This window comes from Shewanella sp. Isolate8 (assembly GCF_022398495.1).
GTDB lineage: Bacteria > Pseudomonadota > Gammaproteobacteria > Enterobacterales > Shewanellaceae > Shewanella > Shewanella aquimarina.
Map to the genome: position 1 here is coordinate 180,006 of NZ_JAKEVI010000004.1, position 16,043 is coordinate 196,048.

16 protein-coding genes are annotated in these 16,043 nt (G+C 55.2%); 8 read left to right on the plus strand and 8 right to left on the minus strand.

The window, feature by feature from the left end; translation table 11 throughout:
• Window positions 1–6: 6 nt before the first annotated feature.
• Window positions 7–354, minus strand: a complete 348-nt coding sequence (locus L1D43_RS17125; RefSeq protein ID WP_239853512.1) for a hypothetical protein — start codon at window positions 352–354, stop codon at window positions 7–9.
• 267 nt (window positions 355–621) lie between these two features.
• On the opposite strand from L1D43_RS17125, the gene L1D43_RS17130 reads away from it, so the two are divergent.
• On the plus strand, window positions 622–2,727 hold the full coding sequence (locus tag L1D43_RS17130) for an EAL domain-containing protein (RefSeq protein WP_239853514.1): 2,106 nt from the start codon (window positions 622–624) through the stop codon (window positions 2,725–2,727).
• 188 nt (window positions 2,728–2,915) lie between these two features.
• Here the strand turns inward: L1D43_RS17130 and L1D43_RS17135 are convergent, their stop codons facing one another.
• Window positions 2,916–3,518 (minus strand): tRNA-uridine aminocarboxypropyltransferase, encoded by a 603-nt coding sequence (locus tag L1D43_RS17135; RefSeq protein WP_239853515.1) that lies wholly within the window; start codon window positions 3,516–3,518, stop codon window positions 2,916–2,918.
• 221 nt (window positions 3,519–3,739) lie between these two features.
• Here L1D43_RS17135 and L1D43_RS17140 point away from each other — a divergent pair, with 221 nt between their 5' ends.
• Window positions 3,740–4,693: a porin family protein gene (locus tag L1D43_RS17140; RefSeq protein ID WP_239853517.1), complete on the plus strand. Its 954-nt coding sequence runs from the start codon at window positions 3,740–3,742 to the stop codon at window positions 4,691–4,693.
• Between the two features lie 78 nt (window positions 4,694–4,771).
• Here L1D43_RS17140 and L1D43_RS17145 read toward each other — a convergent pair whose 3' ends face one another.
• Window positions 4,772–5,974, minus strand: a complete 1,203-nt coding sequence (locus L1D43_RS17145) for a multidrug effflux MFS transporter (RefSeq protein ID WP_041508841.1) — start codon at window positions 5,972–5,974, stop codon at window positions 4,772–4,774.
• Window positions 5,975–6,085: 111 nt separating this feature from the next.
• Here L1D43_RS17145 and L1D43_RS17150 point away from each other — a divergent pair, with 111 nt between their 5' ends.
• Entirely contained in the window at window positions 6,086–7,078 is a 993-nt protein-coding gene (locus tag L1D43_RS17150; protein ID WP_239853519.1) for a LysR substrate-binding domain-containing protein, read from the plus strand.
• Window positions 7,079–7,256: 178 nt separating this feature from the next.
• Window positions 7,257–7,607 (plus strand): hypothetical protein, encoded by a 351-nt coding sequence (locus L1D43_RS17155; protein ID WP_239853521.1) that lies wholly within the window; start codon window positions 7,257–7,259, stop codon window positions 7,605–7,607.
• Here the strand turns inward: L1D43_RS17155 and L1D43_RS17160 are convergent.
• The 3 genes from L1D43_RS17160 to L1D43_RS17170 form a co-directional block, all read right to left on the minus strand.
• On the minus strand, window positions 7,597–8,829 hold the full coding sequence (locus L1D43_RS17160; RefSeq protein WP_239853523.1) for a hypothetical protein: 1,233 nt from the start codon (window positions 8,827–8,829) through the stop codon (window positions 7,597–7,599). The two genes, L1D43_RS17155 and L1D43_RS17160, sit on opposite strands and share 11 nt — an antisense overlap.
• A gap of 132 nt (window positions 8,830–8,961) precedes the next feature.
• Window positions 8,962–10,386, minus strand: a complete 1,425-nt coding sequence (locus L1D43_RS17165; protein ID WP_239853525.1) for a tetratricopeptide repeat protein — start codon at window positions 10,384–10,386, stop codon at window positions 8,962–8,964.
• A gap of 46 nt (window positions 10,387–10,432) precedes the next feature.
• Complete coding sequence (locus tag L1D43_RS17170) at window positions 10,433–11,146, minus strand: hypothetical protein (RefSeq protein WP_239853527.1); 714 nt, start codon at window positions 11,144–11,146, stop codon at window positions 10,433–10,435.
• 164 nt (window positions 11,147–11,310) lie between these two features.
• Between L1D43_RS17170 and L1D43_RS17175 the strand changes: the two genes are divergently transcribed.
• The gene (locus L1D43_RS17175) at window positions 11,311–11,829 is read left to right on the plus strand and encodes a DUF2780 domain-containing protein (RefSeq protein WP_239853529.1); all 519 of its coding nucleotides are present in this window, start codon (window positions 11,311–11,313) and stop codon (window positions 11,827–11,829) included.
• Between the two features lie 91 nt (window positions 11,830–11,920).
• Entirely contained in the window at window positions 11,921–12,373 is a 453-nt protein-coding gene (locus L1D43_RS17180; RefSeq protein WP_239853530.1) for a TerB family tellurite resistance protein, read from the plus strand.
• 87 nt (window positions 12,374–12,460) lie between these two features.
• Here the strand turns inward: L1D43_RS17180 and L1D43_RS17185 are convergent, their stop codons facing one another.
• Window positions 12,461–13,174 carry a methyltransferase domain-containing protein gene (locus L1D43_RS17185; protein ID WP_239853531.1) on the minus strand — a complete coding sequence of 238 codons (714 nt, stop codon included), beginning with the start codon at window positions 13,172–13,174 and terminating at the stop codon, window positions 12,461–12,463.
• A gap of 267 nt (window positions 13,175–13,441) precedes the next feature.
• On the opposite strand from L1D43_RS17185, the gene L1D43_RS17190 reads away from it, so the two are divergent.
• Window positions 13,442–14,062 carry an energy transducer TonB gene (locus L1D43_RS17190; RefSeq protein WP_239853532.1) on the plus strand — a complete coding sequence of 207 codons (621 nt, stop codon included), beginning with the start codon at window positions 13,442–13,444 and terminating at the stop codon, window positions 14,060–14,062.
• A 71-nt stretch (window positions 14,063–14,133) separates the two neighbouring features.
• Here the strand turns inward: L1D43_RS17190 and yjeH are convergent, their stop codons facing one another.
• Window positions 14,134–15,393 carry an L-methionine/branched-chain amino acid transporter gene (yjeH, locus tag L1D43_RS17195; RefSeq protein ID WP_239853533.1) on the minus strand — a complete coding sequence of 420 codons (1,260 nt, stop codon included), beginning with the start codon at window positions 15,391–15,393 and terminating at the stop codon, window positions 14,134–14,136.
• A 168-nt stretch (window positions 15,394–15,561) separates the two neighbouring features.
• Between yjeH and L1D43_RS17200 the strand changes: the two genes are divergently transcribed.
• Window positions 15,562–15,990, plus strand: a complete 429-nt coding sequence (locus L1D43_RS17200; protein WP_041508831.1) for an Lrp/AsnC family transcriptional regulator — start codon at window positions 15,562–15,564, stop codon at window positions 15,988–15,990.
• Window positions 15,991–16,043: the final 53 nt, after the last annotated feature.

The window sequence follows — 16,043 nt, forward strand, 5'->3', positions numbered from 1 at the left end:
ATCCAATTAACTTTGAGGTTTGGGAATTTTTCGATCTTGGGCGGCGGCTTCACGCGCCTCTTTAAGGTATTTCAACTCTCGACTCTCACGCTCGTTAAACTGACGCTGAGCCTTTTCGCGCTGCGACTCCTGCCACTCGCCCGATTGCTGACGCTCAAGCACCTCCTGCTCCCGTGCCTGAGTAGCATTCGCCGCCTTTCTGGCCTTCTCCAACTGCTCCGCCTCCGTCTGGCGAGCAATCTTGCCGGCCTCTTCGGCCTTAGGGCTCATGCGCTTATATTCTTTCGCCGCGAGATCCCAGCTCAGGCTGGTCAACAATACCAAGACGATGCAAGAAATTGAGCGAGTCAACATGACAGTTATCCTTAACCAGATGAGGGTCTGTGCAGATTCTAACACTATCGGCGCCACAAAACTGAAAAACCTCAAATCCGGCTCAGTTAAGCGATTTGTTAACAAAGATCATAAAAATGATTGAAAAACCGTGCAAATACCTATCCTTAGGTTTGAGTCTCGTTTAGATTCGCGGTATTTTTAACCCCATTGGCAAAGAGAAGACCAGCAAAGGCACCATAAGCGCTGCTCATTGCCCCATTTGCGAGCCACCTCATGGAGCACCCTATGGGCCCTTGGTTAACCAAACTGACGCAGCTTAGCAGCGCGCAGCCTGAGATTCAGCGGCAACTCGACAGTTGGCGCCGGGACGAGTACGCATGCTTAGCCATACTCAAGGGACACGCCTTCATCGGCGCCAGTCAGGGCACACTGGATTATTTCGACACCCAGCGCGACAGCTTTATCACCGCCACCCCCTACGACTTCTCGCCGCGAATTCAGGCCAGCGGCATCAACAGCATAGAAGTGGCGCAGCAACTGATAGAACGTGTGCACCAGGGCGAGGTCGTCAGCGTCAACTGGCTGCACATGAGCCAACTGGGGCGCGAGCTTCCCACCCGAGTCACCATGCTACCGGCACGCCTCGAGGAGAGTCAGGTGATCTTGGTACGTTTCGATACCGCCGATCGCCGCGCCAAACACCGAGAAAAGGTGTCCAACGGTTTCGACCGCCTGCCGGCTCAGCTGGTTTCCAGCATCTTGGAAGACAGCGCAGAGGCCGTCTACATCAGCAACCACCAGCACGAGATCATCGCGGTCAACAAGGCGATGTGTCGCATCTGTGGCTATAGCGCCGACCAACTGCTTAACAAGAGCCCGCTGGATCTACAGGGATTTTGTGAGGTCAGCAATAGGCAATCCGACTTCCTGCAGTGCCTGGAAGATCGCGGCAGCTGGCAGGGCGAGACCCTCAAGACCCGCTCCGACGGCAGCCAGTTTCCTGCTTGGGAAAGCTGCCGTAAGCTACAGATCGACGGCGAGCTCTTCTATGTCACCCTGTTCAGCGACATCAGCGCCAAGAAGCGCCTTGAGTCGCGCCTGACCGAGCAGGCCATGGTCGATACCCTAACCGGCCTACCCAACCGTCATCAGCTCAAGCAGCAACTGGATCAGGCGCTGGCGAGTGCTCAGAAGGAGAGTGGCAAGCTTGGCGCCGTCATATTCATGGATCTTAATGGCTTCAAGAATGTGAATGATTGCTTCGGCCACGCCACAGGCGACAAGGTACTGCAACTGGTGGCGGCACGCCTCGAGGCCAGCTGCATCGACAAGGCCAGCATTGCCCGCCTCGGCGGCGACGAGTTCACCTTAGTGCTGAGCGATTGCCAGGATAGAGCGGAGATAGAGGCGATCTCCCGGCAGCTACTGGCGATATTCGACGCCCCCTTCGAGATCAACAGTCAGAAATTCTTTCTGGGCACCAGCATAGGCATAGCCCTCTTCCCCGAACACAGCGATCAGGCCGCACAGCTGCTCAGCTTTGCCGACACCGCCATGTATTGCGCCAAGAAGAGCCCCAACCATGTGCTCTTCTACGACAGCCAGATGCACAGAGATGCCCAGTACAAGCTGAAGACCATCAACGACCTGCGTCATGCCTTTAACCTGAATCAGTTCCAGCTGGCCTATCAGGTGATCGTCAACCTCGATGGCAACCAGGTATTAGGGGTTGAGGCACTGCTGCGCTGGCACAAGAGTGACGAGGAGATCATCGAGGCCAGTGACTTCGTGCCCCTGCTAGAGGAGACGGGCCTGTTGATCAACATAGGTCAGTGGGTGCTTACCACCGCCTGCGAGCAGGTCGCCAAGTGGCGCGATGAGATAGATAGGCCGCTTCAGGCCTGCGTGAATGTCTCGGCGACCCAATTGGAACACCCGGACTTTGTCCAGCAGGTGACCCGCGCCCTAATCGCCAGTGGCCTGCCTGCCACTGCCCTGGTGCTGGAGATCACCGAGTCGGCCCTGCTACGCCAACCAAAACGGGTCAAAGCCACCCTCATTCACCTCAAGGCCTTGGGCGTGCGAATCGCCATCGACGACTTCGGTGCCGGCCTCTCCTCCCTCAGCAAGCTGGGCAGCCTGCCGATAGACACGCTCAAGATAGATGCGGGCTTTGCCGAGCGACTCAACGAACCACAGGGACGCGAGCTGTGTCAGGCGATGATACAACTGGCCCAGGCACTCAAGATTCAGTTTGTGGTGGAAGGTGTCGAGACACTAGCGCAGAAACAGATACTGGCGGGGATGGGACAAGGATTTGCCCAGGGCTATTTTTATGGTTATCCGACGGCGGCGGAGCAGTTTACCAAGGCCAACTTCATCCTGCATTGAACCGATAACTGTGTCAGCGCCTCGAAGGCGATACTGCCTCCCTGCATGGACAGTAAACTGACACAGCTATCTGACCACTCTATGTTGAGTGACTCAGGCTATTAGACCCTAATTTCTCTCAGATTATCGTGATCTACTCCATAGGCTTTTCCGGTAACCCATGGCTGGTTCACAGTTTTATCATTGGGCTATTCAGGCTCATATCTCTGCCTCACAGATGCCGGCATGGCCGCTAACCTTTGCTGCACCAGGGCCGCCAAGGCATCGTGTAGTGGCGACACGTCGCAGCTCGGCTCCAGGGTTTCGATGGCCAGCGCCGCCGCCTCTAGAGTCGACAGGCTATCGTCGCGCTTTGCCTTGCGTATAGTGTACTTAGAGGGGGCGTCGAGATCTAGATGCACCCCAGGATACTCGCTCAACCAAGGGTTTAGTTTCAACAACTTATAAGCCTTTCGCCAGGTACCATCCAGTAACAGCAACACCACGTCGTGGTGCTTGGCCGAGCTATTTAGCGTCTCGCTCTCCTCGTTGGGATAGAGCAGATACACGGGCCGGGACTGCGCCTTTAGGTAGTCCCTCAGTTCGGCAAAATCCTCGGGGCTCTCCCCTACCACTAAGCGCAATTTATCTCCCATCACTGCCTGCATCAGCTTGACGCTGTTCTTGGCATGGGACACCTCGCTGGGATGTTGCAACACAATCAACTCGACACGGGTCGAGAGTGGTCGAATGCTGTCGCACAGGCAGGCATTGACTGGATAATGGCATTGGGGGCAAACGGGACGACTCACAAGATCCTCACAATGGGCTAGCGCTAAATAAAGGCCTGATTAACACATTCACCGACTCAGCCACAGATAACTCACGCATAAAAATCAAACCTTTACACAACAATCGATTAACAAATATAATCCGGCGCTGGGCTATGGCTCGTCATAAAGCAAGATTATAACGGGCAGCAGAGTGTTATCACAGCATGGACGCTGCCAATATAACAACAAGGAAGAAGAACATGAAAAAGCAGCTACTCACACTCCCTCTCCTATTAGGGTTAACGACACAGGCGTTTGCCGGTGAAGCCGTTAACACCTTTCAACACGAAGCCAATGTGAGTTTCGGCACCGATACCGATCACTTCGAGGACGGTGTCTGGAACCTTGACTACCGCTTCTATTTTAAACCTGTGGAGAAGAACAATACCCCCCAAGCACTGGCGGGATTCCTGGCGCAATCCTCCTATCTAGGCGGTATGTATGCTCAGGAAAACGCCTATGACGATACGGTTCGCTACACAGTAGATGGCCGATATGTGATGGACTCTAATTGGTTCATAGGTGCAAATTATCTCTATCTCGATGTGGATCAAGAAGACTTTATTGCGGTACCGAGGGATGAAGATCAAACCGGTTATGGCATCAACTTCGGCTACTATTTTAACGACAGCTCCGAAGTCGCCATCTATTACCAATACCAAGGCAACTCAGATTCTTGGAGCCTGAGCACAGAGGAAGCCATTGATTACGAACTAGACAATAGTCTCTATGGCGCTCATATCCGCACATACTTTCCGCTGCAATCGACCACAGGCCTAGATCTTAAGGCCCAGATCGAATATGGCAGAATAGAAACCAGCAGTGTCATAGCTTCCCGATCGATAGAGGCTGGCTCTAAAAATGACACGACTCAAGTGAGCCTGAGCGCAGACTGGTATATCACCTCAGCCTGGTCCGTTGGCGCCGGTTATACCTGGCTAAATAGCGATATAAAAACCCAGTGGCCCACCCAGGATAATACCGTTAACACATATACCTATGATGACAGCATCAACCTGTTTAGCCTGTCGACGAAATATTGGTGGCAAATCTCCGACCACTTCGCCGCTAACTTCGCCGGGGTTAAGCGATTTTCCGATGAAGATTACGCCGATGATTTCCTTATCGGTATCGGGGTAAACGCTCGCTTCTAACCCAAGATCAAAAAAAGCCTGCATTGAGGTCACTAATGCAGGCTAAAAGGGTGTTGCTAATGGATCAGGTTGCGCCTATCAGTGGGCGTGGCGTTCCTGGTGCCAGGTATCTAGACGGCTCATATTCATGGCCACCAGCAGCAGGCTCGCCAGGCCACCCATGACGACCACCACGGCGTAAGGCGCCGCCAGGTCGGTCTGCTGGATCAGGCCAGCCAGAATCGAGGCGCCACTCATCTGAATAAAGCCCAGCATGGCGGTTGCAGTACCGGCACGCTCACCAAAGCCCGCCAGTGCCATGCTGGTCGCCGGACCAAGCAGCAGGGCGAAACCGATACACAAGAGCATCATAGGCAGCATGAAACCGAAGGCGGCCGCGAGTCCGGTCTGTGGGCCGGCCCACTGCATCGCAAGTTGTAACAGGGCCGAGACCAACAAGGCGGTCAGGGCGAGGATCACGGTCGGGCGGTTGCCCAGCTTCTGAATCACCACGGGCGCGGCGAAACAGGCGCCGATATTCACCAGGGCATTGAGACCAAACAGACCGCTGAAGGTCAGCTCAGACACGCCGATAGTCTCGATGAGCCATACGGGCGAATAGGACACATAGGTCAAAATGGCAGCCATGCCCGCCATGCAGGCGAAGGCATAAAACATGAAATGCGCATCCATCAGCACAGGCTTATAGCGGGACCAGCGATAGAGACCCCCTTGGGTCACTGTGTTGGCCGGACGTGTCTCGGGCAGGCGATAGCCGACGAGAATCATGATGATGATGGCGTACAGCGTCATAAACACGAAGGTAGAACGCCAGCCAAACTGCAGCGCCAGCAGACCACCTAGGGTCGGTGCAAGTGCCGGGATCACACAGATCACACCGTTAAGATAGCTGTAGTAGCGGGCGCCCTCTTTAGGAGTGAAACAGTCTCTGACGGCACTAAATACCACGATAGAGGTCGAGCAGGCCGCTAAGCCTTGCAGCACGCGAGCCAGTTGCAGCCAATGAAAGTCCATCGCCACCGCGGCCAACAGACTGCTGGCGATATAGAGCAGCAGGCCTCCCAGCGCTATGGGGCGACGCCCGAAGCGATCCGCCAGCGGACCGATCAGCACCTGACCGACCCCCATGGCAAACAGAAACAGCACCAGCGTCGACTGCACCTGACTGGCCGACACGGAAAATTCGGCCGCCATCACGGGCATTGAGGGCAGATAGATATCTATGGCTAGGGGGCTCAAGACCACCATAGACATGAGTATGGGTAACAGGTTCCGACGCATATTTCTCTAATTTTATGTAGGGGTAAGGGTAATGAGGCTTATTTTAGACCAGCCAAGTTATGAACAGAAATGGTATAATTTCAAAAGCTAATTTCCTGTAAGGAATATCTAATGAATCTCGACAACCTGGCGCGTATCGATCTCAACCTCTTGGTCATGTTACAGGTGCTACTGGAGGAGCGCAGCGTGACCCGCGCCGCCAGCCGCCTGCATCTGAGTCAATCGGCCCTGAGCAAGAGCCTCAACCGCCTGCGCGATACCTTAGGCGATCCCCTGTTTATCCGAACCGCCCACGGCCTCAAGCCCACCGCCCACGCGGCCCTGCTGGGCCAGCAATTGCCGGACATGTTGCAGGGGCTCTACCAGCTGACTCAGCCACCGAGTTTCAATCCCGCCAGCAGTCGGCGTCAGTTCTCCTTTGCCATGGTCGAGAGTGCCTACGAGACGCTGCTCCCCTACTTCATCGGCCCATTGCTCAACAATGCGCCCAACCTCAGGCTGGACTCCTATCTGTGGACCGAGAAATCCCTCTCCTCCTTACAGAAGGGGCAGATCGATTTCGGCATCACGGGACGGGACATCAACCCCCAATCGGATCTCATCATCGACAGGCTGCCGGAAGGGATCGCCCACCAGACGCTGTTTACCGATCATCAGGTCTGCTTGGTACGCCAAGGCCATCCCATGCTGTCGGCCATTCGTAATCATCAGTGGGATCTCGACATCTACCTTGAGATGTCCCATGTGCAGGTACGCTGCGAGGGCAACGAGTGGTGGGCGCTGGACTATTTCCTGGCGAAATCTGGGCAGCGACGTCACCTGAGCACCACGGTGCCCGACTTCTATGGTGCCGCCAGCGTCTGCGCCCATAGCGATCTTATCTTTACCCTACCCTCTAGCTTCGCCGCCCACGCCCGCAAGCTCTACGCGCTGGAGGAGTTGCCACTTCCATTCGATTTCCACTCGCTGGCCTATGTGTTGCTATGGCACGAGCGCAACGACGACGAACCGGGGCACAAGTGGATCCGCGAGACCATATGTAAGCGTGTCGCCCAGGCCGTTAATCTGCCCGAAACCCAATTATCGGTATCCGGTTCAGCTTAGGTTAACCTTGCTCCGGCTAACATTAAGTTGTTCGAGACATTTGGTAACAGTTAACAAAGAAGATTAAACGAATTTAACGTGATCTCATGGGGCGAATATGTGCACAATCGAGCCATCAACGCAGGGACTATTGAACAGAGATTAAGCCTGAAAGATAAAGAGTCCCTAGGGAGAAACTATGATTTATCAACAATTTCAACTGACACCTTTCCAGCATAGGTTCTCGGGTACTAAGGGCTGGATGGCCTTCGCGATCGGTTTAGTGGTAATGACATTGGTCTTGCTAGCGCTCCCCTTTGTCATTCTTGTCGGCGCCTTAAGTTTCATCATCCTGAGCCTGTTTGGCCGGGTCTTTCTTAAGCGCCAGCTGGCCAAGTTCCGCCAGCAGGGGAATGCTGCCTTCGGCGCGCAGACACAAGGTTTTGACCAAAAGGGGTTTTCGTCGCGGCCGTTTGAGACCGCCTCGCCCTTTGGCAAGACCCGAGCCCCACGTCAAGGTCGCACCTTCGAGCACGACCCTAACGAGTAATCTCGCTCGCCGCCCGCGGCCTTGCCAACAAAGCGGCAAACACGACCCAGGCCTGTGAGTTATCACAGGCCTTTCTCGTAACATATTCCCCGACGCTTGCCTCGCCGTGATGATAGTTGATCACATAGCTACGATTAGCCTGATAGAAACGCACCCGCTGGGCCGCCTTCTCAGGCGTGTAGAGGGCAAATTCCACTAGCAATCGCGCCGCCTCCTCGCGAGTTATCTCGCCATCGATCAATTGTCTGCACACCAGAGTATCCAGATTAGCCAGGGCTTTATAGGCTTCCATCACCTCATGATAATGCTGCAGATCCCCCTCTATCCCCGCCATGGGCATCAACACCCGCTGCTCGAAATCGATTCTCTCCTCCTTGGTCATCAGCAGCGACAGCCCAAAGTTGGCACTGCCTTCTGAGAGAAACGAGATGGGGCTATAGAGGGGGTAGATGGCGTATTCCCACCAGCCAAGCCCCTTCACCAGTTCACGCTCCTGCAGCAGATTAAACACGTGGTGCCCCGGATAGCCCTCGTGGCTGGCCAGCTCCAAGGCGCGCTCAAGATGCAGGGGATGGTCTTGATTGAGCTGGATCAGGCTGGCGTAATTTCCCTGGTACCAGTTATAGGCGGTCCAGATCTGATCTTTAACGAACTCGACCCTGAACTGCTCCCCTTCCGGAAGGGCCAGATGGCGCTTAGTCAACAGCCTCGCCTGCTCCACCGCGGCGGTGAACACCTGAGGCACTCTGTCGGCCGGCACGATAAACTGACGCCGGTAAGCGTCAAAGCGTTTGGCCAGAGTGCCCTCTCCAGGCAGCAGGCTATCGATTCGTGCGAGCACCTCACTGAAGTCACTCAGATTCAGTTTGGGCGCCTGAGTATCATAGAGGAGCTGCGACTCGGCATCGAAACTAAACGCATGACCCATCAGGCGTTTCAGGTAACCTGCCGCAGCGCCGAGCTGCTTGCTCAGAAAGCCATGACGATCCCTAAGGAGCTGACAGGGCAAGTCCTGACCGGCATTGGCCAGCTGGTTCACTAGTGAAGCGCAACGCGAAGCCAGCTCTGGCAGGGGCAGCTTTGAGGCTTGGGTCTGCCACTGGACGGGACCATAATAGGCATCCATATAGAGGGGATCATGATGGCCGATGGCCAGCACCAGCTTGACGTAGGCCGCCGCCAGTTGATTAAAAGTATGGTTGTGTTCAATGCACCGCGTCACGCAAACATCTTGGTGACAAAATTGACAGCTAACGGATTGGCTTTCGGATTGGGGCTGTGACAAGGCGACTCCACACCGGCTGAGAACAGAGGCGCACATTTAGCCACAAATGGATATTGTATGCAATAATTGTTAGCTATTAGGCGGATCGCTCAACAGTTCCCGAGCGCGCTGCAGGGCTCTCTGCTCCTCGGCGTCTAGGGTGACGCTCAAGACCTTATCGATCTGCAGAGACAGCGACTCCCACAGCGGGGCTATCACCTCACGTTCGCGTTCATTGCCACGCTGGCGCGCCATCTTAAGCAGCGCCGTCGACCCCACCACATCTATGCGTCCCAGTATGCCATCGGCCAGGGCGATGCTCAGCTCTATCATGGCCGGCACGCTGTGGCCATATTTCACCGCCTCCCTCAGGTAGCGCTCGGCCAGAGAGAAGTCGTTGCCCAGGGCATTCTCGTTGTTGAGCATCTGCTGGGCGCAGTGCAGCATGGCATCCAGTTGTCCCTGCTCGGCAGCCTCGGCCATCCACTGCTCGCTGGCCAGGGGATCGGCCTCACAGCCCTCGCCCCGCGCCAACATGAGTGCCAGGTGATACTGGGCATGTGGAAAGCCCGCCTGAGCGGCGCTAGAGATATAATGAAACGCCTGAGCATAGTTGGCCTGCTGATAGTAGAGCACCCCCAGGTTAGCCATGGCTTCCGACTGCTCGCGATCCGCCGCCGCCTGCAGATAACGATAGGCGAGTTGAGTATCTATGCTGATCTGCTCGCCGCCCACCAGGTAAAAATATCCCAGCAACGCCATGGCGTTCACCACCCCGGCCTTGGCGGCGGCTATGATGGCACTCTCGCCCGCCGCCACGTCCGCCTTGCCGGCATAGCCGTGCAGCAGGCTGACGCCGTGTTCATATTTCGCTTCAGGCAGATGGAGCGCCGCCAGAGCAAACCAGTGGGCCGCCTGCTTAAAGTTGGCCTCGCTCTGAGGGTCAAGCTCTTGCTCCGCCTCGTCATGCAGGGCTTGCTCCTGCTCCTTCTGCATCAGGGCACGGGTCTTGAGCGACATGCCCACCAGATACTGCGCCTGAGGATCGTTTTCCATCACGGCGCGATAGCAGAGATCCCGCCCGGCGAAGGCATCGAAAGGCTCGAAGCGATACTCGGGAGCTGGCTCATTGCAGAGCAGCGGATAAAGATCTTCCACTAACTTGACCAGACGCTCTATCGCCTTCTCGGCCAGCTGCTCGAGCGCCTCGGCGGTCAGGTGATATTTCTCGGGATGCGCGCCGCGGTTGCCATCGCTGCGCAGCCGATGCAGGGCGCGGGTCAGCCGTACATTGATCACCCGTTGTCGGTTGAGTAGCTCGATACGATCGTAGAGGTTGGGGCTATCGAAGACCAGCTGCTGGGAGGCCGCCAGTTTGTCCGTCAGCCTATGGGTGAAGCTACGCACGTGCAGCAGCGCCTGGGTCGGCACGTCACGCACATAGCTCTTGGCCACCCGGTAGTCTTCACCCAGTTCCTGCGAAAATTGGCTAACCAGTTCGATATCGCTGAGCAAGGTGAGGACTCCGTGGTTGTAATATTAAAAGAGGGATTCTCGCGGATCAGACCTGCTCGTCTACGCTGGGACGCGACACCATGTAGAGGCGGAACAGGGCCACGTTAACGAACAGACCAAAGAAGGCCACCAGCACCTCGACCACCAAGACCAGGGGGAAACCCACAGACTGTGCCAGGCTAGACAGGGTGCCACCGATAAGCGACAGCGGGATGTATAGCATGAGTACCAGCAGGGTCTTGAAGGCGATGGGGCCACTGAACTTAAAGCTCCCCTTGATCGCTTCCAGCGGCGTCAGGCGCTCGACCACTACCATGAAATTCACATAGGCCAGACGGGCGAAGATATAAATGCTGATCACCAGTCCCACTAACCAGATGGGGCCGAAGGCTGCAAACAGCATGACAGGAGCCAGAATCGCCAGACCAGAGAAGACACCGGCCAGCAACAGCGGCGGAACGAAACTCAGACTCGTCTTAAGCAAGATGCCGGTAGAAGGCTCGTGGCCATGGGATCTCACCTCCATAAACAGGGTCAGGGCGGCGATAAGCAGTGAAAAGACCAGCAAGAGCACCATCATGGCGAGCATGTGAGGCACGCCAAACTGGGGATTCTCCAGATCTGCGCTATTGATCTCCATTCCTAACCACATCTGAATCCCTACCTGTAGAAACAAGATAGGCACGGTAAGCGCCGCTAACTGGCGGATATGGTTACGAAAGAAGTTATAAGCTTCGGTCAAAATCGCTGATAATGACATGTGACTTTCCATTAGATATATGTAAACCAACTTGTGAGTTCGACAGGATACCGAAATTTCAACGCCAATGCACAACACATGTCTAAAAATAGATACAAAGTTATCGCCCGGCTAGGCTAGAATAGGCCGCATATTTAGCACTTATCACCATGGGATGGCGATTCATGAAATTATCCACTATCAGCGCGGTTATCTTAGGCTCTTTACTACTCGGCAGCCCGGCGTCGGCCGGCTGGTTTGACGACCTCACCAAGAAAGAAGAGGTGCCTCAGGTCGCCACCCAGACACAAAACAACGACCTTGTTGGCACTGTGATGTCTCAGCTCGGCCTCAGCCAGACTCAGGCCGAAGGTGGACTGGGTAGCCTGCTCTCGCTGGCGAAAACGACTCTGGGCGGCGACAGCTTCGGTCCTATCGCCGAGGCGATTCCTGGTATCGACGGCCTGCTGTCGGCGGCGCCGCAGCTCGACAGCGACTCAGGCATGTCGGGCCTATTGTCTAAGGCTGGCGATCTTGGCAGCTCGCTGCAGGGTGGTGCCCAGGTCTATGATTCTTTCGAGAAACTGGGCATCTCCAAAGAGCTGGCAAAACCTATGGTGGATATCGTTAAGGGCTACCTCGATGCCAACGCCGGTGCCGGCACCACAGATCTGCTGATGCAAGGACTTGGCGCCCTGCTCTAACCGCTCCATGAAGCAGAGTTCATCTGCACAGGATGAACTCTGGCCTTTTAGGGGACTCTAACCCCTAACTAAGTCTTGAAAGGTATGCGTGATGATCGCCAAGCTGAAACAGTTTCTCACCGCCCAGACTCACGCCGAGTCACCCGAGGAGAAGGCCAAACACCTACAGTTGGCCGCCGCCTGTCTGTTGCTGGAAGTCGTCTACGCCGATCAGACCCTAGACGATCAGGAAGCCGCACTGCTGCCTGAGCTGCTCACCTCGGCTCTACCACTGAGCATACAAGAGGCCCAGAGCCTGATTGCCGAGGCGAAACAGGTGCAGGGCAACGCCACCTCACTGTTTGAATTTACCAAACAGATCAACGACCAGTGCTCTCTGGAGCAGAAACAGCAGCTGATCCTCGCCATGTGGACCCTGGCCTACGCCGACGGCAGTCTGTGCCGCTATGAAGATCAGATCATCCGCCGCACCGCCGAACTCCTCTACCTCAAGCACAGCGAGCTGATCCAGCTAAGAAACGCCGCGATCAACAAGACCCGCTAAGGGCTAACAAACCTATAATTCAAAGACCGAGGCCTTTAAAAGCCAGGCCGTTAAAAGCCAAGCCGTTACAAGCTAGGGCTTCACAACTTAAGGTTTCACAAATTTCAGCACATAGCGACTGGTCTTGCCGCGTACCGCCTCATCGAAAGCCGACAGGGTCAGCTTATCTTCCGGATTTTCCAGCACATCCAGACTCGCCTGCAACTTAAATCCGGCCGCCTCCATGGCATCGATCGCATGCTGCTTGGCCAGACGGTGCAGTTCGTGAGCCGTGCTGGTACCGCTGCCCTCTGCGGCATCATGGTCGATAATAGCCACCAGACCACCGGATTTTAGGCTGCTAAACATCTGCTTTAATAGCCTTTCCCTGTCGATCGCCGGCCAGCCTGGCTCATGATAATAGGTATCGTGAAAGCCCAGGATAAAGAAGATGCGATCTAGGCTTTCGTCAGGCAGTTGTAACTCGTCCGCCTCACAGACAATGGGTTCGGCATTGGGTAGACGCGTCTCGTAGTGGCGCTCTGCCAGATCTTCCTTGGCGAAAGGCAGATAGGCCTGATTATTGTGTACCAGTACGCTGCCCTGCTCCCCCACCACACGCGCTAACAGCTCGCTGTAGTAGCCACCGCCGGAGAAGAGATCCAGCACCCGCTGCCCTGGCGCCACCTCGAAGAAATTTAATATCGCCTCGGGATGGCGGCTGCCATCGCGCGCCTTGTCGCGGGCCAATCTCTCTGGATGCTCGACGGCCGCCCGTATCGCTGAAGCGTCCCCTGCATAACTCGAATTGATACCACCCAAGATCAATCCCCCCAAAAGTGATAACACAATAAGATTAATAGTCTTCACACATGTCCCATCCAAGTGATCTGTTTTGCCCAAGGATAAGCCCTAAAATGTAAACTATTGGTTATTGAAATGTAATTAAAAATATCTCAATTGAGCCTCGAAGTGATTTTTTATTAGCCAAGGCTAAAAAAGGGTGATAACCCTATAAGTTCGTTATTTACATTTGCTTACAAATAGGTGGTATCACTTGTAGCAAAGATAATAAGGTAAGGATGCTTTATGAAAGAAACTGCACTATTAAAACGAACCTTTATCGCCATAGTCGGTGGCGTGATCACCCTATCTCTGTTCGCTTTCATGGCCAAACTGATCGATAACGAACAGCCCACGCAAACATACGCTATTGCAACGCCAGACCTTAACCTCTCCTTCGAGCCCAAACCACCAATAGAAAAGCAGCGGGAAACCATCATCGAACCTAAACAAGATCCGGTGCAGCCCCCTAGGCGCGTCGAAGGCTTCGAAGAGAGTGAAACCAACGAAACCGGGCTGCTACCGGGTGTCATCGAGATGCCTAAGGTCGTCAATACCACCCAAGACTCACCTGCGGTAAACGACACAAGCGATGCCCTGCCTATCATTCAGGTATCGCCTCAGTATCCCGTATCGGCTGCCCAGGAGGGCAAGGAGGGCTACGTGCTGCTGGAATTTGACATCACGGCCAGCGGTGCGGTCGAGAACATCAAGGTGATTGAGGCTAACCCGAAGCGGATCTTTAACCGCGCGGCCGTCAACGCGTTAAAGAAATGGAAGTATAAACCTAAGATGGAAGAGGGACGGGTCATCCCACAAACCAGGCAGCAGGTGCGACTCGACTTCAAGCTAGATCAACAGATCTGAATCGTATCGCCTTTTCCCAAGGAGGCTGCCAAAGCAGCCTCCATGCCATGTACAACTCGACTCAGGCTATTCTATCCAACGCGGCAGGTCTGCTTACGGACCAGATGGGTCTTCTGCCACCAGAGTAGCGGGGCGAGTACAGAAACCAGCAGCAGGGCGTAGAGCATGTTAGCCCCCAGCGCCAGGGTCATGGCCAGGCAGAAGCCAACACCCGTGATCACCAGTGGTAGGTAGCGCTTACTCAACAGCTTGGCCGCCGCCAGCATAGACACCAGATAGATGAGCACGAACACCCCATTGGTCCAGGCGATCAGATGTTCCAGCTCCTGCCCAAACAGATAGGTCAGGCAGATCACTGTGGCCATGGTGAGCAGCACGGCCACCAGCGCCCGCACCGGCACCCTGTGTTGATTGAGCTTGTCGAAATAACGGGGCAGTACGCCTTCGCGACTGAAACTCCAGATCAGCCTGGCCACACTGGCGGTATAGACGTTGACCGTAGAGAGCCCGCCGGCGATCCCGAGAATACCTATCACCTGAGCGCCATAGCCCCCAAGCAGATGATCGAAGGCGTTGACCATGGCGAGCCCTTCCCCCTTAGGCACAAACAGCAGGAGTAAGGTGCAGGTGACATAGACCAGGCCCACCAAGATGGTGCCTATGATCATCGCCGGCAGCATATCTTTGTCCGGACGCTTGAAGTCGTTGGCCAGATGGGTCATCGCCTCGATACCGAGAAAACTCCAAAACGCGATACCGGCCGCCGCCATCACCAGTCCCATATCGCTTCCCGCCTGGGGCGCCGCCAGTTCGAGATCGCCAAGCTTAGCACCACCGGCGCCGAACAGGATCACCACCACGGAGACGATGGCCAGGGTCAGGGCAAACTGCAACTTGGCCGACACCTGTATTCCCTTGAGGTTAAGTGCAAGCAGGAGCAGCAACAGCGCCAGCTCAGTCATCAACTGTTGCCAACCCACCAAGGGCACCAAGGCATTGATAAACTGAAAGGTCATCAAGATGGCGGCGGGTGTGCCTATGGGCACCACCAGGAGGAAGATAAGTCCGGTCGTGCGCCCGGCGGTGCGGCCGAAGGCCTTCTCGACAAAGTAGGCTGGGCCGGCGGCATGGGGAAATACCCCCGCCAGACGCGCAAATACCAGGGTCACAGGGATGATCGCCAGTGTGAGTAGTATCCACGCCAGCAGGGCACCACTGCCCGCAGTGGCTATGGTCATCTCCGGCAGGATAAATACGCCTGTACCAAGCAAAGTGGTGGCCATCAGACCGGCACCTTGCCAGCGACCAATAGTACCGTGATTATGTTCCATCTTAGGTTCTGTTAGGGTTATCTATGGGGATAGTATAGACTTAGCGGATCAAACAATCTGTCAAAGATTTCCGCCGAAACTCAAATTAGAGCCGACACTTTGACGGAATTTTATCGTTTCACCGACATTTTGTCGGTACTAACTTTGTCAGAGACAAGAGAGGATAGCTTGGACAAGTTTGATAAGGCCATCATCAACGCCCTGAGACAAGACGCCAGACAGAGCGTTTCCAGCATCGCCGAGTGCGTCAGCCTGTCTCGCAGCGCGGTTTCCGAACGGATCAAGAAGCTGGAGCAGACGGGGATCATCCGCGGTTATCAGGTATTGCTCAGCGAGTCGCAGAAAGAGGGCGTCTCCGCCTACTTCGAGATCCAACATCGCTGTCCCCGCTGCGCCGACGTGGTGCATGTATTCCAATCTATCCCAGAGGTGATCACCTGCCGCGGCATCACGGGCGACATGGATCTTTTGGTCTATGTGCAGGCCGACTCCATGCGCCGCCTGCATGAGATCCGCGAATATATCGACGCCCAGACCGATATCATCAAGCTCAAGACCCATGTGGTGATGAGCGAATGGATCGACAATCGCGGTTGAAGACCGCGACTAACATGGATATTTCTCATGCCTGAACATGAGTAACAGTTTAG